At 73.8% G+C, this 24,713-nt stretch carries 23 protein-coding genes and 1 pseudogene; 17 read left to right on the forward strand and 7 right to left on the reverse strand.

The window, feature by feature from the left end; genetic code table 11:
* The 4 genes and pseudogenes from VGD70_RS24575 to VGD70_RS24590 form a co-directional block, all read left to right on the forward strand.
* Positions 1-501, forward strand: a pseudogene (locus tag VGD70_RS24575) (hypothetical protein); the annotation flags it as partial.
* Positions 502-514: 13 nt separating this feature from the next.
* A complete protein-coding gene (locus tag VGD70_RS24580) occupies positions 515-940 on the forward strand; it encodes a DUF350 domain-containing protein (protein WP_331085242.1) in 426 nt (141 codons plus the stop codon).
* 8 nt (positions 941-948) lie between these two features.
* Positions 949-2,526 carry a polyamine aminopropyltransferase gene (locus tag VGD70_RS24585; RefSeq protein ID WP_331085244.1) on the forward strand — a complete coding sequence of 526 codons (1,578 nt, stop codon included), beginning with the start codon at positions 949-951 and terminating at the stop codon, positions 2,524-2,526.
* 133 nt (positions 2,527-2,659) lie between these two features.
* Positions 2,660-2,917, forward strand: coding sequence for a TIR domain-containing protein (locus VGD70_RS24590; RefSeq protein WP_331085246.1), 258 nt, complete (start codon positions 2,660-2,662; stop codon positions 2,915-2,917).
* A gap of 19 nt (positions 2,918-2,936) precedes the next feature.
* On the opposite strand, the gene VGD70_RS24595 is transcribed toward VGD70_RS24590, so the two are convergent.
* Genes VGD70_RS24595 through VGD70_RS24605 form a run of 3 tightly spaced genes read right to left on the reverse strand, consistent with a single transcriptional unit; the run spans position 2,937 to position 4,986 of the window.
* Complete coding sequence (locus tag VGD70_RS24595) at positions 2,937-3,965, reverse strand: S-adenosylmethionine:tRNA ribosyltransferase-isomerase (protein ID WP_331085248.1); 1,029 nt, start codon at positions 3,963-3,965, stop codon at positions 2,937-2,939.
* Positions 3,962-4,303: a VOC family protein gene (locus VGD70_RS24600; protein WP_331085250.1), complete on the reverse strand. Its 342-nt coding sequence runs from the start codon at positions 4,301-4,303 to the stop codon at positions 3,962-3,964. Before VGD70_RS24600 ends, VGD70_RS24595 begins: the two co-directional genes overlap by 4 nt.
* Positions 4,300-4,986, reverse strand: a complete 687-nt coding sequence (locus tag VGD70_RS24605; protein WP_331085252.1) for an SDR family oxidoreductase — start codon at positions 4,984-4,986, stop codon at positions 4,300-4,302. Before VGD70_RS24605 ends, VGD70_RS24600 begins: the two co-directional genes overlap by 4 nt.
* Before the next feature lie 140 nt (positions 4,987-5,126).
* Between VGD70_RS24605 and VGD70_RS24610 the strand changes: the two genes are divergently transcribed.
* The 3 genes from VGD70_RS24610 (at position 5,127) to VGD70_RS24620 (ending at position 8,607) form a co-directional block, all read left to right on the forward strand.
* Positions 5,127-6,263: a GAF domain-containing sensor histidine kinase gene (locus VGD70_RS24610; protein ID WP_331085254.1), complete on the forward strand. Its 1,137-nt coding sequence runs from the start codon at positions 5,127-5,129 to the stop codon at positions 6,261-6,263.
* Complete coding sequence (locus tag VGD70_RS24615) at positions 6,256-6,888, forward strand: response regulator transcription factor (protein WP_331085256.1); 633 nt, start codon at positions 6,256-6,258, stop codon at positions 6,886-6,888. Before VGD70_RS24610 ends, VGD70_RS24615 begins: the two co-directional genes overlap by 8 nt.
* 123 nt (positions 6,889-7,011) lie before the next feature.
* A complete protein-coding gene (locus VGD70_RS24620) occupies positions 7,012-8,607 on the forward strand; it encodes a PQQ-binding-like beta-propeller repeat protein (protein ID WP_331085258.1) in 1,596 nt (531 codons plus the stop codon).
* Positions 8,608-8,659: 52 nt separating this feature from the next.
* On the opposite strand, the gene VGD70_RS24625 is transcribed toward VGD70_RS24620, so the two are convergent.
* Positions 8,660-8,974, reverse strand: coding sequence for a hypothetical protein (locus VGD70_RS24625; protein WP_331085260.1), 315 nt, complete (start codon positions 8,972-8,974; stop codon positions 8,660-8,662).
* A 29-nt stretch (positions 8,975-9,003) separates the two neighbouring features.
* Positions 9,004-9,912, reverse strand: coding sequence for a serine/threonine dehydratase (locus VGD70_RS24630; protein WP_331085283.1), 909 nt, complete (start codon positions 9,910-9,912; stop codon positions 9,004-9,006).
* Between the two features lie 56 nt (positions 9,913-9,968).
* On the opposite strand from VGD70_RS24630, the gene VGD70_RS24635 reads away from it, so the two are divergent.
* The gene (locus VGD70_RS24635) at positions 9,969-11,018 is read left to right on the forward strand and encodes a methionine synthase (RefSeq protein ID WP_331085262.1); all 1,050 of its coding nucleotides are present in this window, start codon (positions 9,969-9,971) and stop codon (positions 11,016-11,018) included.
* 52 nt (positions 11,019-11,070) lie between these two features.
* Here VGD70_RS24635 and VGD70_RS24640 read toward each other — a convergent pair whose 3' ends face one another.
* Positions 11,071-12,486 (reverse strand): MFS transporter, encoded by a 1,416-nt coding sequence (locus VGD70_RS24640; RefSeq protein ID WP_331085264.1) that lies wholly within the window; start codon positions 12,484-12,486, stop codon positions 11,071-11,073.
* Positions 12,487-12,643: 157 nt separating this feature from the next.
* On the opposite strand from VGD70_RS24640, the gene VGD70_RS24645 reads away from it, so the two are divergent.
* The 5 genes from VGD70_RS24645 (at position 12,644) to VGD70_RS24665 (ending at position 17,452) form a co-directional block, all read left to right on the forward strand.
* Positions 12,644-13,183: a helix-turn-helix domain-containing protein gene (locus VGD70_RS24645; protein WP_331085266.1), complete on the forward strand. Its 540-nt coding sequence runs from the start codon at positions 12,644-12,646 to the stop codon at positions 13,181-13,183.
* Positions 13,180-13,869 carry a hypothetical protein gene (locus tag VGD70_RS24650; protein WP_414638047.1) on the forward strand — a complete coding sequence of 230 codons (690 nt, stop codon included), beginning with the start codon at positions 13,180-13,182 and terminating at the stop codon, positions 13,867-13,869. The genes VGD70_RS24645 and VGD70_RS24650 overlap by 4 nt, the downstream gene beginning before the upstream one ends.
* A gap of 10 nt (positions 13,870-13,879) precedes the next feature.
* Positions 13,880-16,090, forward strand: coding sequence for an NAD-dependent DNA ligase LigA (ligA, locus tag VGD70_RS24655; RefSeq protein ID WP_331085267.1), 2,211 nt, complete (start codon positions 13,880-13,882; stop codon positions 16,088-16,090).
* Positions 16,083-16,580, forward strand: a complete 498-nt coding sequence (locus VGD70_RS24660; protein WP_331085269.1) for a GNAT family N-acetyltransferase — start codon at positions 16,083-16,085, stop codon at positions 16,578-16,580. The genes ligA and VGD70_RS24660 overlap by 8 nt, the downstream gene beginning before the upstream one ends.
* A 74-nt stretch (positions 16,581-16,654) precedes the next feature.
* Positions 16,655-17,452, forward strand: coding sequence for a methyltransferase domain-containing protein (locus VGD70_RS24665; protein WP_331085271.1), 798 nt, complete (start codon positions 16,655-16,657; stop codon positions 17,450-17,452).
* Positions 17,453-17,464: 12 nt separating this feature from the next.
* Here VGD70_RS24665 and VGD70_RS24670 read toward each other — a convergent pair whose 3' ends face one another.
* The gene (locus VGD70_RS24670) at positions 17,465-18,118 is read right to left on the reverse strand and encodes an amino acid-binding protein (RefSeq protein ID WP_331085273.1); all 654 of its coding nucleotides are present in this window, start codon (positions 18,116-18,118) and stop codon (positions 17,465-17,467) included.
* 211 nt (positions 18,119-18,329) lie between these two features.
* On the opposite strand from VGD70_RS24670, the gene gatC reads away from it, so the two are divergent.
* The 4 genes from gatC to VGD70_RS24690 all read left to right on the forward strand — a co-directional run.
* Entirely contained in the window at positions 18,330-18,629 is a 300-nt protein-coding gene (gene gatC, locus VGD70_RS24675) for an Asp-tRNA(Asn)/Glu-tRNA(Gln) amidotransferase subunit GatC (protein WP_331085275.1), read from the forward strand.
* On the forward strand, positions 18,626-20,146 hold the full coding sequence (gatA, locus tag VGD70_RS24680) for an Asp-tRNA(Asn)/Glu-tRNA(Gln) amidotransferase subunit GatA (protein WP_331085277.1): 1,521 nt from the start codon (positions 18,626-18,628) through the stop codon (positions 20,144-20,146). The genes gatC and gatA overlap by 4 nt, the downstream gene beginning before the upstream one ends.
* A complete protein-coding gene (gene gatB / locus VGD70_RS24685) occupies positions 20,143-21,660 on the forward strand; it encodes an Asp-tRNA(Asn)/Glu-tRNA(Gln) amidotransferase subunit GatB (RefSeq protein WP_331085279.1) in 1,518 nt (505 codons plus the stop codon). The genes gatA and gatB overlap by 4 nt, the downstream gene beginning before the upstream one ends.
* A 291-nt stretch (positions 21,661-21,951) precedes the next feature.
* On the forward strand, positions 21,952-24,713 hold a 2,762-nt coding region (locus tag VGD70_RS24690; protein ID WP_331085281.1), incomplete at its 3' end, for a transcriptional regulator.

Genomic DNA, 24,713 nt, shown 5'->3' on the forward strand with positions numbered 1-24,713 from the left:
GGCCGGCGCCGCACCTTGACGACGGTCGGGCCGGCGGAGGAGCAGATCCCGGAGTACGTCCCCGCGGAGTGGCAGGACACCCCCACGACCCCCGTCCCGGCCCCCGACGACTCACCGAAGCCGGTGAAGCCCACCGACTCCGCCGACTCCGCCGAGCCGCCGTCACCTGCCGACATCACGGAACCCATCGAGCCCGCCGACCCGGCCGAGCCCGCGGAGTCCGCGGAGTCCGCGGAGTCTGCCGAACCTGCGGAGTCCGCCGAACCTGCGGAGCCCGCCGAGCCGGCCGAGCCCGTCGAGCCCGCCGAGCCGGCCGAGCCCGCCGAGCCGGCCGAGCCCGTCGAGCCCGTCGAGCCCGTCGAGCCCGTCGAGCCCGCGGAAACTGCCGACCCGGCCGAACCGGCCGAGAAGCCTGCCGACTCCACCGAGTCCTCCGCCAAGCCCGGCCACTCCCCGAAGCCGGCCGACAAGCCAGACCCCGAGACCCGGCCCGAAGGATAGGAGCCACCACCCCATGCTCTCCGATGTCTTCTCCGAAGTCGGCATCGCCGCCACCTACGGGCTGGTCGGCCTGGTGCTCATGGCGGTCGGCTTCGCGCTGGTCGACGTGCTCACCCCGGGCAACCTGCGCGAGCAGGTCTGGACGCAGCGCAACCGCAACGCGGCCGTCCTGCTGTCCAGCAACCTGATCGGCGTCGGCATCATCGTCGCCACCGCCATCGCCGCCAGTGAGAACGACTGGGGCGTGGGCATCGTGTCCACGCTGGCCTACGGGCTGCTCGGGCTGGTCCTCATGGGACTGTCCTTTGTGGTCATCGACGCGGTCACGCCGGGCAAGCTCGGCGCCCTGCTGATGGAGGAGAGCCAGCACCCCGCGGTGTACGTCAGCGGCGCGGCGCACCTGGCCGTCGCCGCGATCGTGGCCGTGGCGATCATCTGAGCGAGGTCATGACCACGGTCGAGTCGCCGGCCGGGACGAAGCCGGACAAGCGGACCCGCGCGATGCGCGCCGGGTTGCTGTTCGCCACGTTCGCCTGTGCCGCGTGCGGGCTGGTCTACGAGCTCGCGCTGGTGGCGCAGGGCTCGTACCTGCTCGGCGACTCGATCACCCAGGCGTCGGTGGTCCTGGCCACGATGGTGTTCGCGATGGGCATCGGGTCGCTGGCCGCGAAACCGTTGCAGCGCCGGGCACTGCTCGGCTTCGCCGTGATCGAGGCGTTGCTCGCCCTTGTCGGCGGCCTGTCCGTGCTCGGCCTGCACGCCGCGTTCACCTGGCTCGACCTGTACTGGCCGGCGCTGATCGTGATCGCGCTCCTGGTCGGCGCGCTCATCGGCGCGGAGATCCCGCTGCTGATGACGCTGCTGCAACGGATCCGCCGCCAGGAGGCGGGCTCGGCCACCGCGGACCTGTTCGCCGCGGACTACGTCGGCGCGCTCGTCGGCGGGCTCGCGTTCCCGTTCCTGCTGCTGCCGCTGCTCGGCCAGACCAGGGGCGCGCTGCTGGTCGGCATGGTCAACGCGGTGGCCGGCGCGTGCGTGGTGCTGTTCCTGTTCGCGCGCACGGTGTCGCGCCGGCGCCGCGTCGCGGTGGCCGCCGGCACGCTCGCGGTGCTGGCCGTGCTCGGGGTGGCGTTCGCGAGCAGCGACGCGTTCCTCCGCTACTCGCGCAGCGTGCTGTACGAGGACCCGGTGGTGTACGCGGAGACGTCGGGCTACCAGGAGATCGTGCTCACCCAGTCCGCGCCGCTCACCCAGGGGCCGACCGACACGCGGCTGTTCCTCAACGGGGACCTGCAGTTCTCCTCGATCGACGAGTACCGCTACCACGAGTCGCTGGTGCACCCGGTGCTCGCCGGAAAGCACGACCGCGTCCTCGTGCTCGGCGGCGGCGACGGGCTGGCGATGCGTGAGGTGCTGCGGTACCCGGACGTGCGCGAGGCCGTCGAGGTCGAGCTGGACCCGGCGGTGCTGCGGCTGGCCGAGCACGACTCACGGCTGACCGACCTCAACGGCGGCTCGCTCACCGACCCTCGGGTCCGCGTGGTCACCGCCGACGCGTTCGCCTGGCTGCGCGACACGGCCGAGCGCTTCGACGCGGTGATCATCGACATGCCCGACCCGGACGCGACGGCCACCGCGAAGCTGTACTCGGAGGAGTTCTACCTGCTGGCCCGGCACGCGCTGGCGCCGGGCGGCCGGCTGGTCGTGCAGGCGGGTTCGCCGTACTTCGCGCCGCGGACCTACGACTGCGTCATCAACACGATCCGCGCGGCCGGTCTGGGCGCCACCCCCTACCACGTGAACGTCCCCACCTTCGGCGACTGGGGTTTCGTGCTCGCGCAGCAGGGGCCGCCCCCGGCGCTGCGCCTGACCCCACCGGAGCCGTTGCGCTTCCTGGACCAGCCGAACCTGACCGCGGCCGCCATCTTCCCCACCGACCGCCACCCGACAGGCACCGAGCGCCCCTCCACCCTGGACGACCCCCGGGTACTGCGCCTGACCACCGAGGAATGGCAGCAGTATTAGCCGCGAACTCGATCGAGTGAACATGTCCTTGGTCGCGGAAGTCCGTCGCGCACGCCGGTAGAGTCGAATGTATGTGCGAAACCTCGGTCCGAACGGGTGGGCGGGGTCAGCTGGTCGACGAAAGGTGCCGAACATGGCGCTCGAGCGCAAGGGGATCTTCGGTCACGGTCTCTGGGGAGACAACGAAACGGGTAGGGGCGATCCGGCGCGCAGGCGGTTGATCGACGGCGGCCTGCGCGGTGCCAGTGTCACGGTCCTGTTGGCCGGCCTCGAAACCTACGGCCGACGGTGGGTCAGGTACGGGATCGAGGAGTCCTTACCAGGAGGGGACGATGGCTACCACAACATGGCGACGTGGGTGGAGGGCGCGGCGCAGCGGGCTGGGCGTTGAGGGCGGGAAGGTCAATGGCTTAGGGGAGCAGCAGGTTCACGTCGCCGAACTCGTGCCATAGGTAGTCGGCGTTTACGGCTTCGGCGTAGGTGCGGTCCAGCAGGTCCGGGCCGGCGATCGCGGCCAGCATGTCCAAGTGGGACGCTCGCGGCTCGTGGAAGCCGGTCAGCAGGCCGTCCACCGCGCGCACGCCGCGGTCCGGCGTCACGATCAGGTCCGTCCACCCCGACGCGGCGGACACCCGGCCGCGTGGGTCGGCCGCCGACTCGAGGGCGCGCACCGCCGTCGTGCCGATCGCGATCACGCGGCGGCCGTCCGCGCGGGCCGCGTTCACCAGCCGGGCGCTCGTGGCCGGCACCGCGAACCGCTCCGGATAGGGCCGCTCGTGGGCCTCGGGGGACGCCACGCCGGTGTGCAGCAGCACCGGCGCGAACTGCACGCCGCCCGACACCAGGCGGGTGACGAGCCGGTCGGTGAACGGCCGCGACGCGCTCGGCATCTCCGCGCTGCCAGGCGTCGTGCCGAACACCGTCTGGTAGTACGACAGCGGCCACCGCGCGGCGACGTAGGAGTACCGGATCGGCGCGCCGAACGCCGCGAGGTACGCCGGGACCCCTCGACCCAGCGTGTCCACATCGGACTCCCAGAGCCGCTTCGCCGAGAACGGCCGGCGCAGCGTCACCGACCCGCCGCCCAGCAGGTCGAACCGCTGGCCCGGCTCACCCACCGGGTACGGCTCGCTCGCCTTGCCCGCCACCCGCCGCAGCTCCACCAGCCACGACCCGTCCGGCTGCTCGGTCGAGAGGTGCACCGTCAGCCCCGCGCCGACCACCGACACGGCCGCCGGCATCGTGGCCGACGTGTTCACCACCAGCAGGTCCCCGGCCCGCAGCAGCACCGGCAGGTCGGTGAACCCGTGGTGGCTCACCCGCCCGCCGGACCCCTCGCTCACGAGCAGCCGCACCCCGTCCCGGGGCAGCCCCCGGGCCTCCGGCGGCTCGTGCGCCTCCAGCTCGGCAGGAAGTACGAAGTCCATGGCGACGGTCATTCCCGTTCACTCCAGATCATCACCCGCGCACCCGCCGGGCCGTCGGTCTCGAACCCGTAGTGCCCGCGCGGGTGCCGCCGTGGCGCGGCAGAGCCGAGCCGGCCGTGTGCCGCGTCCACCGACGCGGCGTCGGCGAGCTGGAAGGCCAGCGGCGCCGGACCGGACCGGCCCGGCGACACCAGCTCCACGAACGCGGAACCGGCGGCCAGTACCACCCCGCGCTCCCCGGCCCGGTCCCAACCGTCCACCACCGACAGTCCCACCCGGTCGGTGTAGAAGCCGGCCGCCCGGTCGAGGTCGGCCACCTCGAACGGCAGCCACAACGCCACCGGGCTCATGCCGGCACCGTCACGTCCACCAGCCGCACCCGCCCCGACGGCGGTCGCGTGGTCACCAGGTGCAGGAACGCCGGCACCACGGTCTCCGGCAGCGGCCGGTCGCTGATGTCCTCGTCCGGGAACGCCTCCTGGTGCATCCGCGTCCGCAGGTCACCCGGGTCCACCCGCCACACCCGCACGGCCGGCTCCTCGGCGGCCAGCACGTGGCTCACCTGCTCGACGGCCGCCTTCGCCGAGCCGTAGCCGCCCCAGCCCTCGTACGGCTCGACCGCCGCGTCCGACGTGACGGTCACGACCGCGCCGCCCCGCGCGCGCAGGCCGGGCAGCGCCAGCTGGACCAACCCCAGCGGCGCCACGACGTTCACCTCGTACACCGACCGCAGCGCGTCCAGCGGGTAGGCGGCCACCGACGGCTGCGGGCTCGGCCCCAGGGTCCCCGCGTTGTTCACCAGCAGGTCGACCCCGCCGAGCTCGGCCGCGGCGGCCACCAGCGCCGCCCGGTGCGCCGGGTCGGTGACGTCCCCCGGCACGGCGACGGCGGCCGGGCCGATCCACGTCGCCGCCGTGGCGAGGGCCTCGGCGTCGCGGGCGTCGACCACCAGCCGCCAACCCGCCTCGGCGAGACCGGTGGCCAGTGCCAGACCCAGACCGCGGGACGCTCCGGTGATGATCGCGACAGGCATGTCCGACTCCTTTCGACGGCACCGACGCTACGAGCGCGAGCGGGCCGTGCCATCGGGCCCGAGACCGGTGGGTCCTCGGTCGATGGACCTAGGTCCGATGCCGGGTCCGGAAAGCGCCGCGCGTGGGTACCGTGACGGGCGTGGCCGGGATCGACAGGGACGAGTTGCGTGAGGTGAGCGCCGCGGTGCTCGCCGTCACCACACACCTGTCCGTCCGCGACGTCCTGCGCACCATCCTCACCTCGGCCCGCAAGCTCGTCGGCGCCCGCTACGCCGCGCTCGGCATCCCCGACCAGAACGGGAGCTTCGCCGAGTTCCTCGCCGACGGCATCAGCGACGAGCAGTGGGCGGCCATCGGCCCGATCCCGCGCCAGCACGGCATCCTCGGCCTCATGCTGAGCGACCCCAACCCGGTGCGCCTGGCCAACATCCGCGAACACCCGCGGTTCGGCTGGTGGCCGGCGGCGCACCCGGAGCTCACCGACTTCCTGGGCGTGCCGATCGTCGACTGCGACGAGATCCTCGGCGAGCTGTTCCTCGCCAACAGCTGCCACCCCGGCGGGTTCACCGCCGACGACGAGGAGCTGGTGCGCCTCCTCGCCGCGCACGCCGCCATCGCCATCGTCAACGCCCGGCTCTACGAGCGCGGCCGCGAGCTGTCCATTGTGGAGGAACGCGCCCGGATCGCCCGCGAGCTGCACGACGCGGTCAGCCAGAAGCTGTTCAGCCTCCGCCTCACCGCCGACGCCGCCTCCGCGCTGCTCGACCGCGACCCGGCCCGCGCCGCCGCCGAGCTCGCCACGGTGCGCAAGCTCGCGGCCGAGGCCACCGACGAGCTCCGCGCCATCGTCGTCGACCAGCGTCCGGCCGACCTGCGGGGCGACGGCCTCGACATCGCGCTCCGCAAGCAGGCCGAGCTACTCGACCGGGTGCACGCGCCCACGATCCGGTACGTCAGCTGCCAGTGCGTGCCGCCGCTCACCGAGGCCCGCCAGCAGGCGGTGTACCGGATCGCGCAGGAGGCCATGCACAACGCGCTGCGGCACGCGGGCGCCACCCGGATCGACATGAGCCTGGTGGCGCGGAAGGGAACCGTCGTGCTCGAGGTCCGCGACGACGGCGCCGGCTTCGATCCGGCCACCGCCGACGCGGCCGGCCACAGGCTGGGCCTCGCGTCGATGCGGGAGCGCGCCCGCACCGCCGGCGGCAGGCTGGACGTCACCTCCGAGCCGGGCCGGGGCACGACCGTGCGGCTGGCGGTGCCGACCGGTGGCTGACCGGATCCGCGTGCTCGTCGTCGACGACCATCCCGTGGTGCGCCAGGGCCTCCGCACGTTCCTCGACCTGCAGGACGACCTCGAGGTGGTCGGCGAGTCGGCCGACGGCGAGTCCTGTGTGGAGGACGCGGAACGACTCACCCCGGACGTGATCCTGCTCGACCTGCGCATGCCCGGCGCCGACGGGGTGGCCGCGCTGCACGGCCTGCGAGCGGCGGGCAACCCGGCCAGGGTCCTCGTGATCACCAGCTTCACCGAGCCCAGCGCCGTGCTGCCGGCCGTCCGCGCCGGCGCCAGCGGCTACGTGTACAAGGACATCGACCCGCCCGCGCTCGCGGCCGCCATCCGGTCCGTGCACGCCGGCCACGTGCTCCTGCACCCCGACGTGGCCCGCCTGCTGGCCGCCGGCGACACCCGTCCGGGCGCCACCGCCCTCACCCCGCGCGAGCACGACGTGCTCACCGAGGTGGCCCGCGGCCGGTCCAACCGCGAGATCGCGCGTGCGCTGTCCGTGTCGGAGAAGACCGTGAAGACCCACGTCAGCGCCATCCTCGGCAAGCTCGGCGTGCAGGACCGGACCCAGGCCGCGCTGCACGCGGTCCGCGCCGGCCTGGTGGAGCCGTAGCCGAGCATCAACCGATCGGATGACCGGGAAATCAGCCCACCGCCCGATCGACGCGCGGGTCACGCCCTGGCAGGTTGTGACGGACAAGGGGTTCCACAACAACATATCGGGGGGTGTCTTGCGTTGCGTGCGAAACTGCTCGCCGCGGGTCTGGCCGTCGTGCTGTCCGCGAGCGTGGTCAGCGCGGCGTCGGCGACCGACGAGTCCACAGTAGACAGCAGAGGCCCGGGCGGGGACTGGGCCACCTGGACCCACGACCTCCAGGGGTCGCGGCACAACGCGGCCGAGTACCGGATCAACCAGCGGACGGTCGGCAAGCTCAAGCTGAAGTGGGCGTTCGCCTACCCGCCGTCCCCCAGCAAGGCCACGCGCAGTGAGCCGGCCGTGGTCGGCGACACGATCTACTTCGGCGGCCCGGAGGGCAGGTTCTATGCCCGGGACGCACGGACCGGCGCGCAGCGGTGGACGTTCGACCTGCACTCCGTCGACCCGGGCAACGCGCGGTTCGTGGTCGCCTGGGACGGCCCGGCGGTCGCCCACGGCACGGTGTACTTCGGCGACACGCGCGGCTACCTGTACGCGCTCAGCGCCCGCACCGGCACGCTGAAGTGGGCCGAGCGGATCGACAGCCATCCGTACGCCATGCTCACCAGCTCGCCCATCGTGTACCGCGGCAGGGTCTACGTCGGCGTGTCCAGCGCCGAGAACACCGCCGGCCGCGACTACCCGTGCTGCAGCTTCCGTGGCCACCTCGACGCGCTCGACGCGGACACCGGCGAGCTCGACTGGCGTCACTACACGGTGCCCGAGCCCAAGAAGGTCGGCACGTACCCCAGCGGCGCGGACAAGCTCGAGCCCAGCGGCGTCGGCGTGTGGAGCTCGCCGGTGGTCGATCCCGGCACCGGCACGGTGTTCGTCGGCACGGGGCAGAACTACACCGGCAGCGCGGGCGACTTCGACACGATGCTCGCCCTCGACGCCCGCACCGGCGCGGTGCGCTGGAAGAACCAGGTGACCGCCGCCGACACGTGGCGCTCGCTGTGCAACGACCCCGAGCCGGCGGGCTACTGCCCGGGTCTCGCGGACGGCTCCGCGCTCGACTACGACATCGGTGCCACGCCCAACATCTTCCGCGTCGGCGACCGCACCCTCGTCGGTGTCGGTCAGAAGCTGGGCGTGTACCACGTGTTCGACGCGCGCACCGGCGAGGTCGTGTGGCGCCGCCAGCTCGGCGTGCCGCTGCCCAGTGGCGGCATCTCCGGCATCCAGTGGGGCTCGAGCTACGACGGGAAGCGGCTCTACATCTCCACCTACTACGCCGATCCCGGCACGCTGTTCGCGGTCGAGCCGGCCACCGGCAAGGTGCTGTGGCAGACGCCCAACCCGGCCGACGGCTGCACCACCGGCGGCGCGGCGCGGTACCCGGACGTCTGCTCGCTCGCCCATGCGCCGGCCGCGACCAGCAGCCCGGGCCTGGTGTGGGAGGGCAGCAACGACGGCAAGCTGCGGGCGTACGCGGCCGACACCGGGCGGGTGCTGTGGACCTACGACACGATCCGCGACGTCACCGGCGTGAACGGCCTGACCGGGCGGGGGAGCGCGATCTCGGGGACGGGTGGGGGAGCGGTGATCTCCCACGGGATGGTGTACGTCCAGTCGGGATACGCACCGGAGTACCCGTCGGCCGGCGGCCACGTGCTGCTGGCCTTCGGCCTCTGACGCCACGTCACGGTCCGCGGCGCGGCCCAGCCGCGCCGCGGACCCGACCGGCTCAGCGCGGAGCGGCCAGTGCCAGCTCGGCGAGCTGGGGCCAGCGGGCGGCGTGCGCGGGCGGCACGCTCACCCAGTCCTTCATGGGCCTGTCCTTGCCGGCCGGGTCGAACAGGTGCGCGCCGGCCAGCCCGAGCGCCTCGGCGTGCGCCTCGCTGTCGCGGCCCAGCCGGAACGCCACCTCGCCGTCCAGCAGGCAGGCGAACGTCTTGCCCGCCTCGTCCTTGAGCGCGGGCTTGCCGAACAACGTGCTGGTCGTCACCCGGTGCTCGCCGAGGTGCGCGGCCAGCCGGTGCAGCGGCTCAGGATCCGTCATGCCCGCAGCCTGCCACCCCGCACCGGCGGTCAGGCGGGAACCCAGTCCGCGTTGGCGCCGCAGATCACCAGGCAGGGCAGGTCGCCCGGCACCCGGCCGGCCAGCCACGCCGCGAACGGCACCGCGCCCGCGGGCTCGACGGCGAGCCGGAACTCCTCCCACAACCGGTCCCGGGCGGCGAGAATCTCCGCGTCGGTCACCAGCACCGACCGCACGCCCGAGGACCGCAGGATCTCGAACGGCATCGCGCCGATCCGGGTCGCGCCCAGCGCGGAGGACGCCACCGAGTCCACCACCGAGTCCACCGGCCGGCCCGCCGCGAGCGCGTCGTGCAGGGCACGGCAGTTCTCCGGCTCCACCGCGACCACGTCCCGCTCGCCGGCGCCCAGCACGGTCCCGGCGGCCAGCCCGCCGCCGCCCACCGCCACCACGAGGGTGTCCACGTCGGGTGCGTCCGCGACCGCCTCCGCCCCGCACGTGCCCTGCCCGGCGATCACCAGCGGGTCGTCGTAGGCCGGCACGTAGCGGGCGCCCGCCGCCGAGGCCGCCGCCATCGCCTCGGCCGCGGCCTCGGCGTAGGTCGCGCCGTGCCGGATCAGCGTGGCGCCCGTCGCCTCGATGCGGCGGGCCTTGGCCGGCGGCACCGACTCCGGGACGTACACGGTCGCGGGCAGCCGCAGCAGCGCGCCCGCTGTCGCGACCGCCAGGCCGTGGTTGCCGCCGGACGCGGTGACCACGTGGTCGGTCCGCTCGCCGGCGTTGAGCGCGTTGAGGGCGCCGCGCAGCTTGAACGCCCCGGTCAGCTGGAGGTTCTCCAGCTTGAGCACGACAGGCAGACCGTCGACGTGCGCGCGCAGTACCGGGGTCCGCCGGCTGTAGCCCGCGATGCGCTCGGCGGCCCGGCCGACGTCGGTGGGCGTCGGCAGGATGGTGGACATCGTCATGCGTGCCATCCTGAGCTACGCGTCAAGCCCGGGCCGGGCACACTGTCCCCGTGTCCAACGCCGCGTCCACCCCACCTTGGCCGCCGGGTACGGCGACCGCCACCGGCTCGATGCCCGGGACCGATCCGCTCGAGGCGGCGGCCATCGTCGTGGGCGAGCTCCCCGATCTTCCGCCCCTGCCCGAGCTGCCCAACCGCGGGCTCGGCACCGACCTCGTCGGCCGGACCGCGGCGCTCCTCGTCGACATCGCCGTCGAGGTCGTGCCGTCGGCCTACCGGGTCACCGCCCGGCCCGGCGCCGACCACCGCCGGGCCGTCGACCAGCTGCGCCGCGACCTCGACGCGTTCGAGCAGGCCCTCGAGCAGGCCGGCGCCCACCCGCCGCTGGTGAAGGTGCAGGTGGCCGGCCCGTGGACGCTCACCTCGGAGGTCGAGCTGCCGCGCGGCCACCGGGTGCTCACCGACCCCGGCGCGCTGCGGGAGTTCTGCGAGTCGCTCGCCGAGGGTCTCGCCGGGCACATCGCCGAGGTGCGCAAGCGGACCGGTGCCGACGTGGTCGTGCAGTTCGACGAGCCGTCGCTGCCCGCGGTGCTCGCGGGCGCGCTCCGGTCGCCGTCGGGGCTGAGCATGGTGCCCGCGGTGGCCGAGCCGGAGGCGCGCGACGTGCTCGCCGAGCTGATCTCCGCCGCCGGCCGGATCACCGGCCAGCCGGTCGTCGTGCACTGCTGCGCGTCCCGCCCGCCGGTGAAGCTGATCCGCGCGGCCGGCGCCGACGCGATCGGCCTCGACGCCACCCTGCTGGAGGGCACCCCGGCCGTCTTCACCGACCAGCTGGGCGAGGCCTTCGACGACGGCTGCGTCCTGTTCCTCGGCCTCGTCCCCAGCACCGAGCCGGCGACCCCGCTCACCCTCGAGCGGGCCGCCCGCCCGGCGCTGAACCTGGTCGACCGGCTCGGCTTCCCCCGCGAGACCCTCGCCGAGCGGGCCGTCCCGACCCCCACCTGCGGCCTCGCCGGCGCGACCACCGCGTGGGCCCGCCGCGCCCTGGCCCTCGCCCGCGACCTCGGCAAGGCCTTCGTCGAGCCACCCGAGTCCTGGTGACCCGCCGCCGGCCGACCCCTCGTCGGCCGGCGGAAGGTCCCCGGCGACAGGCTCAGCGGCGCCGGAAGGTCAGCGCCACCACCACGGTGAGCACCGCGAACACCGCCGACATCGTGAACGCGGCGGTCATCCCGTCCACCAGCACGGCCTCGGCCCCGCCCCCCGCGGCGGCCGTCGCGCGCGAGGCGGACCCGGCCACGGTCACCAGGACCGCGAGCCCGACCGTGGCGCCCACCTGCTGCATCGTCTGCAGCACGCCGCCCGCGGCACCCGCGTCCGCCGGCCGGACCGTCGACATGATCACCACGTTCAGCGGCGCGAACGCGAGCCCGCCGCCGACGCCGAGCACGACCATCGGCCCGAGGAGCCCGGTCAGGTAGCCGCTCGACGGCGACAGCTGGGTCAGCCACGCCAGCCCGGCCACCATCAGCACCGTGCCCGCGATCGCGAACGGCTTGGGGCCGTACGCCGGCAGCCAGCGCGGCATCAGCCGGGACGCGGTGAACAGCACGACCGCCATCGGCAGGAACGCGAACCCCGTGCGCAGCGAGCTGTACCCCGACACCTCCTGCAGGAACTGGGTGAGGAAGAAGAACGCGGACATCATCGCCATCGGGCCGAAGAAGAAGTTGAGATAGCCCGCGACCCGGTTGCGGTCGGCGAACAGGTGCAGCGGCATCAGCGGCTGGCGGGTCCGCACCTCGATCACGACGAACCCGGCCACCAGCACCGCCCCGGCCACGAGCGCGACCAGCGCCACCCGGTCCGCCCAGCCGGCCTCCGCCGCCCGGATGAACCCGTACACCAGCGCCGCGATGCCGGCCGTCGCGGTCAGCGCGCCCGGCAGGTCCAGCCGGGCCGGGTGCCGGGCAGGCTCGCGGATGAACCGGGGCGCCAGCGCCAGGATCGCCAGGCCGAACGGGATGTTGATGAACAGCACGGCCCGCCACGTGAACCACTCGGTGAGCAGCCCGCCGACGATCAGCCCGATGGCGAACCCCGCGCTGGCCACCCCGGAGAAGACCGCCAGCGCGCGCACCCGCTCGCGTGGCTCGGTGAACGTGCTCGTGATCAGCGCGATCGTGCTCGGCCCCGCGGCCGCGGCGCCGAGGCCCTGCAGGATCCGGGCCACCAGCAGCAGGGTGGCCGAGTCGGCGAGCCCGCCGAGCAGCGACGCGGCGGTGAACAGGGCGACGCCGCCGAGGAAGAGCCGGCGGCGGCCGAACAGGTCGCCGGCCCGGCCGCCGAGCAGCAGCAGGCCGCCGAACACCAGCGTGTAGGCGTTGATCACCCACGACAGCCCGGCCGGCGTGAACCCCAGGTCGGCGCGGATGCGGGGGAGCGCCACGTTCATCACGGTGGCGTCGAGCATGAGCATGAGCTGGCAGGTGACGATGATCGCGAGGGCTGGCCCGGGCCGCACGGCCGGCGGCGCGGCGGCAGGCGCGGGCAAGGTCTGCTGAGACAAGAAGTGCTCCTAAGCGGAGAGACTCTCCAGTTTGACTGCGTTAGCATATGGAGAGCATCTCCGGATGCGCAAGACTATCCGGAGAATCTCTCCGTTTGGAAGAGGTGGACGCGTGGCGACGCCGAAGTCAGCCAGGCCGCAGTGGCCGGAGCGACCCATGCGGGCAGACGCGCGGCGCAACTACGACCGCATCGTGGTCACCGCCAGGGACGCGTTCGCCGAGCACGGCATCGACATCCCGCTCGACGACATCGCCAAGCGCGCCCACGTCGGCGCCGGCACCCTCTACCGGCACTTTCCCAGTCGCGAGGCCCTGGTCGAGGCCGTCTACCGCAACGAGGTCACCCAGCTGGCCGACCGCGCCTACGCCCTGCGCGACGAGCTGGCGCCCGAGGAGGCGCTGTTCGTCTGGATCCGCGAGGAGGTGCGCTGGGTGACCGAGAGCAGCGGGCTCGCCTCCACCCTGAAGGCCGCGATCGAGGACAGCTCGAGGACGTTCTCCTACTGCAAGGAGGAGCTGCGCGCGGCGGTCAGCTCGCTCCTCGCCCCGGCGCAGGCCGCGGGCGTCGTCCGCGCCGACCTCGAGCCGAGCGACGTGCTGCGCCTCAGCCACGGCGTCGGCGCGGCGGCCACCTACGCCGACGCGGAGGGCGCCGAGCGGCTGCTCTCGGTGGTGCTCGACGGGATCCGCGCGTGAGGTGGTTCCACCGCCGCCGCGAGCCCTCGCCCCCGGCGGCGCGGCCCGACCCGCGCACCCTCGCCGAGCGGTTCTGGTGCGACTGGCAGGAGATGCTGCCCGAGGTCGCCGCCGCGCTCGGCGACCGCGAGCCCGGCCGGGTCGAGAACCAGCTCTGCCAGCTCGTCGCCGACCTGCACCCGGACCTGCACTTCGCGCTCGAGCGCGGCCAGCGGGCGATCTACGCGCTCGTCGTCTCCGGCCAGGAGGACCCGCGGCTGCGCCCGTTCACCGACGCGTGGAAGGCCGCCGCGCCGCCGGAGGACGCGATCTGGGAGTACCACGACGCGGTCCCGCCGGTGCCCGACCCGACGCTGGTGACCGTGAACCTCGGCGCGCACCGGATCCGGCTCGCCGACGTCCGGGTGGTCGCGCAGGTCGACGCGGCGGAGGGCGTGGTGGACGTCGCCGTGCACCACCCGACGATGGCCGAGCTGGAGCCCGCGGCCCGCTCGGCGATGACCTACCTGCCACTGGACGCCGCGCTCGGCGAGCGGCTCGCGGCCGAGCGGCTGCGCAGGGTGGAGACCGCGGACGCCGCGCCGGCGGACACGATCGGGTTGCTGGAGCTGCGCGAGCTGGTGCACGAGCTGGCCGGTCTGGAACCGCCGCCCCGGCAGCCCGGAATTGTCGGACCCGGCGACTAGTCTTGCGGCCGTGACCAGTGTTGATGACAGTTCCGGCGACACCGCTGACCGGCCGGCCGAAGGTGTGGAGGACGTGCCGTCCGATGTCCGCGAGCGGCACGGCGCGCTGGCCGAGGAGATCAACGGCCACCGCTTCCGCTACTACGTGCTCGACTCGCCCACCATCTCCGACGGCGAGTTCGACGCGCTGTGGCACGAGCTGCTCGCCATCGAGGAGGCCCATCCCGGGCTGGTCACGCCGGACTCACCCAGCCAGCAGGTCGGCGGCACCTTCTCCACCGAGTTCACCGCCGTCGACCATCTCGAGCGGATGCTCAGCCTGGACAACACGTTCGACACCGACGAGCTCGGCGCGTGGGTGGACCGGGTGGAGAAGGAGCTCGGCCCCACGTCGTACCTGTGCGAGCTCAAGGTCGACGGCCTCGCCATCAACCTGCTGTACGAGAACGGCCGGCTCACCCGCGCGCTCACCCGCGGCGACGGGCGCACCGGCGAGGACGTCACCCTGAACGTCCGCACCCTGGAGGGCGTGCCGGAGCAGCTCACCGGCACCGCCGAGTTCCCGGTCCCCGCGCTGGTCGAGGTGCGCGGCGAGGTGTACTTCCGGGTCGAGGACTTCGCCGAGCTCAACGCCAAGCTGGTCGAGGCGGGCAAGCCGGCGTTCGCCAACCCGCGCAACACCGCCGCGGGATCGTTGCGGCAGAAGGATCCCAAGGTCACCGCCAGCCGGAAGCTGCGGATGATCTGCCACGGCCTCGGCAAGCGCGAGGGCTTCGAGCCGGCGCGCCAGTCCCAGGCGTACGAGGCGCTCTCGACGTGGGGGCTGCCGGTCTCCCCGCACACCAAGGTCATCGACAACCGCGACGAGCTGTTCGCGCACATCGACTACTGGGGCGCGCACCGCCACGACGTCGAGCACGAGATCGACGGCATCGTCGTCAAGGTCGACGACGTGGCCGCGCAGCGCCGGCTGGGCACCACGTCGCGCGCGCCGCGCTGGGCCATCGCCTACAAGTACGCGCCGGAGGAGGCCACCACCACGCTGCTCGACATCCAGGTCAACGTCGGGCGCACCGGGCGGGTCACGCCGTTCGCGGTGATGGAGCCGGTCAAGGTCGCGGGCTCCACGGTGGCGATGGCCACGCTGCACAACGCCAGCGAGGTCAAGCGCAAGGGCGTGCTCATCGGCGACCGGGTGGTCATCCGCAAGGCCGGCGACGTCATCCCGGAGGTGCTCGGCCCCGTGGCCGACGTGCGCACGGGCGACGAGCGCGAGTTCGAGATGCCCGCCGTGTGCCCGTCCTGCGGCACCACGCTGGCGTACGAGAAGGAGGGCGACGCCGACATCCGCTGCCCCAACGCGCGGTACTGCCCCGGGCAGCGCAAGGAGCGGCTGTCCTACATCGCCGGCCGGTCCGCGCTGGATATCGAGGTGCTGGGCTACGAGGCCGCGGCCGCGCTCATCGACTCGGGCGTGCTCGGCGACGAGGGCGACCTGTTCGACCTCGACGAGGACAAGCTCACGTCGGTGGAGCTGTTCCGCACCAAGGCGGGCACCCTGTCGGCCAACGGGCAGAAGCTGCTCGCCAACCTCGAGGTCGTCAAGCAGCGTCCACTGTGGAAGGTCCTGGTGGCGTTGTCCATCCGGCACGTCGGCCCCACGGCGGCGCGGGCGCTGGCGCAGGAGTTCGGCTCGCTGCCGCGGATCATGGAGGCGTCGGAGGAGGAGCTGGCCGCGGCCGAGGGGGTCGGGCCCACCATCGTCACGGCCATCCAGGAGTGGTTCGCCACGGACTGGCGGCGCGAGATCGTCGAGAAGTGGCGGCGGGCCGGGGTCCGCATGGAGGAGGAGCGCGACGCGTCCATCCCGCGCAACCTCGACGGGCTGTCCATCGTGGTCACCGGCAGCCTCCAGACGTTCTCCCGCGACGAGGCCAAGGAGGCCGTCCTGGCGCGCGGCGGCAAGGCGGTCGGCTCGGTGTCGAAGAAGACGGCGTTCGTGGTGGTCGGCGACGCGCCGGGGTCCAAGCACGACAAGGCGATCCAGCTGAAGGTCCCCGTCCTGGACGAGGACGGCTTCCGCGTGTTGCTCAGCGAGGGCCCGGAGGCGGCCACGGAGGTGGCCACGATCGGCGCCGAGCCGGAGGCAGCCGAGCCGGAGGGCACCGAGCCGGAGGCAGCCGATTCGGAGGGCACCGATTCGGAGGGCACCGATGGGTGAGTTCGAGATCCGCCCGGCCCGGCCGGCCGAGCTGGCGGCGGTGGGCCGCCTCACCGTCGACGCCTACCGGGCGAGCGGCTACGCGGAGGCCGACGGCCCGTATGCCGTGACGCTGGCCGACGCGGCACCGCGTTCCCGGGAGGCGGAGCTGCTCGTCGCCGTCGACGCCGACGGCTCGCTGCTGGGCACGGTCACCGTCGCGCCGCCGGGCTCGCCGTGGGCCCAGGTGGCGGCGCCGGACGAGCTGGAGTTCCGCATGCTGGCGGTCAGCGCGGAGGCCCGCGGGCGCGGCATAGGCGAGGCGTTGACCAGGGCGGTCGTCGACCGCGCGGCCGAGCTTGGCTTACGCGGCGTCACGCTGAGCAGCTCCGGGCAGATGACCAGCGCCCACCGGCTGTACGAGCGCCTGGGCTTCTACCGGACGCCCGGCGCCGACTGGCAACCGGCCGAGGACGTCCACCTGATCACCTACCGGCTGGACCTTCCGTAGCGCTGGTTGGACCAGTCAGCGACGTGCGGGGTGGACCTGTTCACCGGCACGCCGTCCTGGGCACAGTCATCCCCATGAGCACGACCGACTACGTCCACGGCTACTCCGCTCCTGAGGCGCGCCGGCTGGGCGACCAGGCCGACACCCTCGCCGGGCTGCTGCACGCCGGCACCGCGTACCCGCCGGGCAGCCGGGTCCTCGAGGTCGGCTGCGGGGTCGGCGCGCAGACCGCGCATCTGGTCGCGTCGAGCCCGGACGCGCACCTCGTCGCGGTCGACGTGTCGGCGGCGTCGCTCGCCCAGGCGCGAGCGCGGGTCACGGCGCCGGTGGAGTGGCACCAGGCCGACCTGTACGCCCTGCCGTTCCCGGACGCCTACTTCGATCATCTTTTCGTGTGCTTCGTCCTGGAGCACCTCCGCGACCCGCGGGGTGCGCTGGTGGCGCTGCGCCGGGTGCTGCGACCGGGCGGCACCCTCACGGTGATCGAGGGCGACCACGGCTCGGCGTTCTTCCACCCGAACAGCCCCGCCGCCCAGGCGGCGATCGACTGCCAGGTGGCGCTCCAGTCCGCGGCCGGCGGCAACGCCCTGATAGGTCGCCAGCTGGCCCCGCTCGTGACGGCCGCGGGCTACGCGAACGTGCGGGCCCACCCGTGCCACGTGTACGCCGACCGAACCCGCCCGACCCTCGTGGAAGGCTTCACCCGCAACACCTTCACCTCAATGGTCGCCGGCGTCGGCGCCGCCGCACTGGCCGCGGGCCTGACGACCCCCGCGGAGTGGACCAGAGGAATCGAGGACCTACACCGCACCGCGGAGGAGGACGGCACCTTCCACTACACCTTCACCAAGGCAGTAGCGACAAACCCCTGACCCGCACCGGGATCAGCCGGCGAGCACCACCGCGATGATCCCCGCCAAGTGCGCCAGCCGGGCCACCTCCGCCGCCCGGAACATCGGCCCACCAGGCCGCCCCACCAGCAACACCCGGTCCGGCTTCCCCAGCGGCGTCGCGGCGAGCTCGGTCCCCAGTTCCTGCCACGTCTCCGGCACCCAGCTCTCCTCGCCGTCCAGCACGGTCGCCCGGGCCAGCGGCAGCCACGGCAGGTCCAGGGTGCGCAGCTGGGGCGCCGCCGTGCTCGCGGTCAGCGTCTGCGCGCCCTCCTCGGCCGGGCCGACGACCAGCGCCCACCCAGCCCGGATGATCCGCGGCACGCCCTCGGTGAAGATGGCGAGCCCGTCGTCCGGCTGCTCGGCCACCTGCTCGACGAGCTCGAGCTCGCGGTGCGTGTCGAGCACCCCGGCGTACGGCCGCACCGCGTCGACCTCGACGTCCTCCACCGACTCGGCGGCGGTGATCAGCACGTCCGGCAGCCGGCCCTTCGGCAGCTCCACGACGAGATCGTCGATCGCCACGCCGGAGGTCCGCTCCACGACGTCCACGCTGAGGATGTCGGCCCCGATGCCACCGAGAGCGGTGGCCACCGCTCCGAGCGCTCCCGGGCGGTCCGGCAGCTGCACCCGGATCAGGAAGGACAAAGCGAACGCCTCCTGCGGTTGGTATTGACCACGGCTGGTGCCGGCCGACGATTGTCGCAGACGGCGAGATCATCGTGCGCCCGCCGTCCACGTGCCGGGATCGGCCGGCGACCGGACCAGCCTGCCACCCCGATAACCCGTTCGGGTCGCGATGGGCACTCGAAATAGACTCAGCTGCACCAACTCAGCACATACGCAGGGAGTTCGTCCAGTGCCCAACATCTCGCGCGACGAGGTGGCCCACCTCGCCCGCCTGGCCAGGCTAGCCGTCACCGAGGCCGAGCTCGACAAGTTCGCCGGTCAGCTGGACGTCATCCTCCAGTCGGTGGCCCGGGTCGGCGAGGTCGCGGCCGAGGACATCCCGCCAACGTCACACGCCGTGCCGCTCCAGAACGTCTTCCGCGACGACCTCCCCAGCCCGGGTCTCACCCAGCAGCAGGCCCTGGCCGGCGCGCCGGCCGTCGAGCAGGGCCGGTTCCGCGTGCCCCGGATCCTGGAGGAGGAAGCATGACCACCGAGCTCACCCACCTGAGCGCGGCCGAGCTGGCCGCCAAGATCCACGCCGGCGAGGTGTCCTCGGTCGAGGTCACCCAGGTCCACCTCGACCGGATCGCCGCCATCGACGACACCGTGCACGCGTTCCTGCACGTCAACACCGAGCGCGCGCTGTCCGCGGCTCGGGTGGTCGACGAGGAGATCGCCGCCGGCCGGCCGCCGGTCTCGCCGCTCGCGGGGGTGCCGCTGGCGCTCAAGGACGTCTTCACCACCGAGGGCGTCCCCACCACCTGCGGCTCCAAGATCCTCGAGGGCTGGGTCCCGCCGTACGACGCCACGGTCACCCGCAAGCTCCACGAGGCCGGCATCGTCATCCTCGGCAAGACCAACATGGACGAGTTCGCGATGGGCTCGTCCACCGAGAACTCGGCCTACGGGGTCACCCGCAACCCGTGGGACCTCGAGCGGATCCCCGGCGGCTCCGGCGGCGGCTCGTCGGCCTCGCTCGCCGCGTTCGAGGCGCCGCTCGCCATCGGCACCGACACCGGCGGCTCCATCCGCCAGCCCGCGTCGGTCACCGGCACGGTCGGCGTCAAGCCCACCTACGGCGGCGTGTCGCGGTACGGGCTCGTGGCGTTCTCGTCCTCGCTCGACCAGGGCGGCCCGTGCGCGCGCACCGTGCTCGACGCGGCGCTGCTGCACGAGGTCATCGCCGGGTACGACAAGCTCGACTCCACCTCCATCGACGCGCCCGTGCCGCCGGTGGTCGCCGCCGCCCGCGAGGGTGCCGCCGGCGACCTGCGCGGCGTGCGGATCGGCGTGGTCCGCGAGTTCGCCGGCGAGTGGTACCAGGCCGGCGTCACCGCGGCGTTCGGGCTCGCCGTCGACACGCTGCGCCAGCTGGGTGCCGAGATCGTCGAGGTGTCCTGCCCGCACTTCGACTACGCGCTGCCCGCGTACTACCTGATCGCACCCAGCGAGGCGTCCTCGAACCTCGCCCGGTTCGACGCGATGCGCTACGGCCTGCGGGTCGGCGACGACGGCACCCGCAGCGCCGAGGAGGTCATGGCGCTCACCCGGGAGGCCGGCTTCGGCGCGGAGGTCAAGCGGCGCATCATGGTCGGCACCTACGCGCTGTCGTCGGGCTACTACGACGCCTACTACGGCCAGGCGCAGAAGGTCCGCACGCTCATCACCCGCGACTTCGAGGCCGCGTTCGCCGACGTCGACGTGCTCGTCTCGCCCACCACGCCCACCACCGCGTTCCGCATCGGCGAGCGCGTCGACGACCCGGTGGCCATGTACCGCGCGGACCTGTGCACCATCCCCGCCAACCTGGCCGGCACCCCGGCCCTGAGCGTCCCGGCCGGATTGTCCGATGAGGACGGTCTGCCGGTCGGCCTGCAGGTCATGGCCCCCGCGCTGCAGGACCAGCGCATGTACAAGGTCGCCGCGGCCTTCGAGGTCGCCCGCAACGCCGCCCAGGGCGGTCCGCTGATCAACCGCGTTCCGCAGCTGGAGGTCGCCCGATGACCCGCCCGACGTCACCGTCCACTCCGGACGTCCTCGGCTACGACGAGGTCCTCGAGCGCTTCGACCCGGTGCTCGGGCTCGAGGTCCACGTCGAGCTGTCCACGCACACCAAGATGTTCTGCGGCTGCCCCACCGGGTTCGGCGCGGAGCCCAACACGCAGGTCTGTCCCGTGTGCCTGGGCCTGCCCGGCTCGCTGCCGGTGGTCAACCGGGTCGCGGTCGAGTCGGCCATCCGGATCGGGCTGGCGCTTGGCTGCGACATCGCGCCGTGGTGCCGGTTCGCGCGGAAGAACTACTTCTACCCGGACATGCCGAAGAACTTCCAGACCTCGCAGTACGACGAGCCGATCGCGGTCAACGGCACGCTGGACGTCGCGCTCGAGGACGGCACGGTGGTCTCCGTCGAGATCGAGCGCGCGCACATGGAGGAGGACACCGGCAAGTCGCTGCACGTCGGCGGCGCCACCGGGCGAATCCACGGCGCCGACCACTCGCTGCTCGACTACAACCGGGCCGGCGTGCCGCTGGTCGAGATCGTCACCAAGCCGATCGTCGGCACCGGCGCCCGCGCGCCCGAGGTCGCCCGCGCGTACGTCACCGCGCTGCGCGACCTGCTGCGCGCGCTGGACGTGTCCGACGTGCGGATGGACCAGGGGTCGCTGCGGTGCGACGCGAACGTGTCGCTCATGCCCAAGGGCGCGGACAAGTTCGGCACCCGCACGGAGACCAAGAACGTCAACTCGCTGCGCAGCGTCGAGCGGGCGGTGCGCTACGAGATGACCCGGCACGCCGCGGTGCTGGTCAGCGGTGCCGAGATCCTGCAGGAGACCAGGCACTTCCAGGAGGCCACCGGTACCACGTCGCCGGGCCGGCGCAAGGAGACCTCGGAGGACTACCGGTACTTCCCGGAGCCCGACCTGGTGCCGATCGCGCCGTCGCGGGAGTGGGTCGAGGAGCTGCGGGGCACGCTGCCGGAGCTGCCGGCGGAGCGTCGCAAGCGCATCCAGGCCGAGTGGGACCTGTCCGACCTGGAGCTGCGCGACCTGGTCAACGCGGGTGCCGCCGACCTCGTTGCGTCCACAGTGGACGCTGGGGCCTCGCCCGCCGAGGCGCGCGCGTGGTGGGTCAACTACCTGTCGCAGGAGGCCAACTCGCGGGGTGTCGACCTCGCCGGGCTGCCGATCACGCCCGCGCAGGTGGCCCGGGTCGCGGCGCTGGTGTCCGAGGGGGCGTTGACCAACAAGCTCGCCCGCGAGGTCGTCGACGGCGTGCTGGCCGGCGAGGGCGAGCCGGACGAGGTGGTCGCCAAGCGTGACCTGGCCGTGGTCTCGGACGACACGGCCCTGTACGCGGCGATCGACGACGCGCTGGCCGCCCAGCCGGACGTGGCCGACAAGATCCGCGGCGGCAAGGTCCAGGCCGCGGGCGCCATCGTGGGCGCGGTGATGAAGGCCACGAAGGGCCAGGCGGACGCGAAGCGCGTGCGCGAGCTGATCCTGCAACGCTGCGGCTGATCTCACGGGCCCCGCGAGTTCCCCGGGACTCGCGGGGCCGCCACGTGACCGAGCCGTGCGCGCTCGCTCCGAAGAATCCGCGAACGGACAGCCGCGCCCCCAGGCGCTGGCCTCCGGCCCCGGTTTCCAGCCTACCGGCGGGCAGCGACAGTTTCGGCCGTCCGCGGAGCGGGCCTGTGGACAACACGTTCGCGCCCGCGCCCGGCGCCGCTCATTCGCTCCCGCGTCAGAGGCCGGCGCCGTTCAATCGCCCCCGCGCGGGCGGCCGGCGCCGTTACGATTCCCGGCGCGATGACAGCCAAGTACGGGGTGCTCGGGCCGCTGCTGATCACCGGCCCTGACGGCCGGTGGGTGCGGCTGCGTGGGGTCCGGCAGCGGTCGCTGCTCGCGATGTTGCTCTTCCACGCCAACGAGCAGGTCCCCGCCGACCGGCTCGTCGACGCGCTCTGGCCGGACGTCCCGCCCAAGTCCTACGCCTCCAACCTGCACACCTACGTCTCCCGGCTGCGTGACCGGCTCGGCCCGATCGACCACACCGGCCGCGGCTACCGGCTGCGCGTCGCCGACGACGACCTCGACCTCCTCGTGTTCCGGCGGGAGGCCGCCGCCGGGCGGGCCACCCGGGACCCGGCCGCGGCCGTCGCCCACCTGCGCCGGGCGCTCGCCCAGTGGCGTGACCAACCGCTCGCCGACCTGACCGTGCCGGTCCTCGACGCCGAGGTGGCGCGGCTGGAAGCCGAGCGGTTCGCCGTCTTCGAGGACTGCGTCGACGCCGAGCTCGCCGCCGGCCGGCACCCCGAGCTGGTCGGTGAGCTGCAGGCCGCGGTCGCCCAGCACCCGCTGCGCGAGCGGCTCGTCGGGCAGCTGATGGTCGCGCTGCAACGCTCCGGCCGGCAGGTCGAGGCGCTCGCCGCCTACCGCGACACCCGCGCCACGCTCATCGAGGAGACCGGCCTCGAGCCCGGCCCGGAGCTGCGCGACGTGCACGCCACGATCCTGCGCGGCGACCCTGACCCCGACCCCGGCGCCGGTCCCGCGCCGACCTGGCCCGTCCGCCAGCTGCCCGCAGAGCTGGCCGACTTCTCCGGCCGCCACGACCTCGTCGACGGGCTCACCGACGTGCTGGCAACCCGGCGCGCCCCACTCGTCGTGCTCAGCGGCGAGCCCGGTGTCGGCAAGAGCATGCTCGCCGTCCGGGTGGCCCACCGGGTGCGCGCCGGCTTCCCCGACGGCCAGCTGTTCGCCCACCTCGCCGGCGCCACCGACCCGCGTGAGGTCGGCGAGGTGCTCGCCGACCTGCTGCGGACCCTCGGCGTCACCGGCCCCGCGATCCCCGACGACCTCCACGCCAAGGCCGCGGTCCTGCGCAGCAGGCTCGCGGACAAGAAGGTCCTGCTCGTCCTCGACGACGCCGCCGACCCCGCCCAGATCCGCCCGCTGCTCCCGGGCACCACGGCCAGCGCCGTGCTCGTCACGAGCCGCCGCCGGCTCTCCGGGCTCGCCGGCGCGCACCGCGTGGTCGTCCCGCCGTTCACCGACGCCGAGGCCGGCGAGTTGCTGGAGCGCGTCGCCGGCGCTCGGGTCGGCGGGGACCCGGCCGGCGCCGAACGCATCGCCGCGGCCTGCGGCAACCTGCCGCTCGCGCTGCGGATCGCGGCCACCCGGCTGTCGCTGCGCCCGCAGCTGCGCCTGGGCGAGCTCGCCGACCGGCTGGCCGACGAGCGGCGCCGGCTCGACGAGCTCACCGTCAGCGACCTGCAGGTGCGCCCCGGCCTCGCGCTGAGCTACGAGGCGCTGGCCGAGCCGGCCCGCTACCTGTTCCGGCTGATCGGCATGGTCGACGTCGCCAACCACCCGGCGTGGGCGCTCGCCGTGCTCCTCGACGGCCCGGAGGGCGAGGCCGCGGTGGAGGAGCTCGTCGAGTCGAGCCTGCTCCAGCCGGCCGGCGTCGACGCGTGCGGCGAGCCCCGGTTCGTCATGCACGACATCGTCCGCGCGTTCGCCACCGAGCTCGCGCTGGAGCGCCCCGGCCTCCCGGAGCGCGAGCTCGCCGGCACCCGGCTGATCTACGCGGGCTTCGCACTGACCGACCTGCTCGTCCGGCGGCTGCCCCGGGTGTCGCCGCTGCCCGACCCCGCCGAGGACCTCCCGGCGCCGCCGCTGCCCGCGGACACGCTGCGCCGGGTGCTCGCCGACCCGGAGGCGTGGTTCGCCACCGAGCGGCAGACCCTGGTCGCGGGGATCGGCCGGCTGTGCCGGGTCGACGAGTTCTGCGACGGCCAGTACGTCATCGCGGCGCGGATGTTCGACCGGTTCGCCGCGTACCTGTGGCTGCACGGCTACTACGCCGACCTGCGCTTCTGCGCCGACGCGCTCACCGGTGCCGCCCGCGCCAGCGGCAACGACGCCGTCGAGGCCCGCGCGGAGGCCGTGCTGGCCCGGCTGCTGCACGTGCGCGGCCGGTACGCCGAAGCCGTCGGCAAGTACCGCTGGTGCGTCGACCGGCTGGCCCGCGTGGACGACCGGCGCACCGGCGCGTGGGTGCTCACCAACCTGGCCGACTGCCTCACCGGGCTCGGCGAGCCGGACGAGGCGCTGCGGCTCGCCGACCGGGCGGCCGCGCTGTTCGCCGGCGACGACTTCGCCACGCTGTCCGTGCTGCGCGCCCGGTCGGCGGCGCTGAACCGGCTCGGCCGGCCGGCGGAGTCGGTGCGGATCGACACCGAGGCGCTGGACGTCGCCCGGCGCGGCGGTGACCCGAGGACGGTCGCGCGGGCGTTGCAGAGCCTCGGGTGGAGCCTGGCGCTCACCGGCTCACTGGACCGGGCGGCGGTCGCGGTGCAGGACGCGGTGGCGTTGCTGCGCCGGACGACCGAGCGTTCGGCGCTGGCCCGCGCGCTGCGCACGCTGGGCGCGATCCACGCAGGGCAGGGCCGGCGGGACCGGGCGGTGGAGGCGTTCCTGGAGGGCCGGCGGATCGCCGAGGAGATCAACGAGCGGCCGCGCGAGCTGTCCTGCGCGCGGGCGCTCGCGGCGAGCTGGGTCGGCGCCGG

This window comes from Actinophytocola sp., from assembly GCF_036402745.1.
Classification (GTDB): domain Bacteria; phylum Actinomycetota; class Actinomycetes; order Mycobacteriales; family Pseudonocardiaceae; genus Actinophytocola.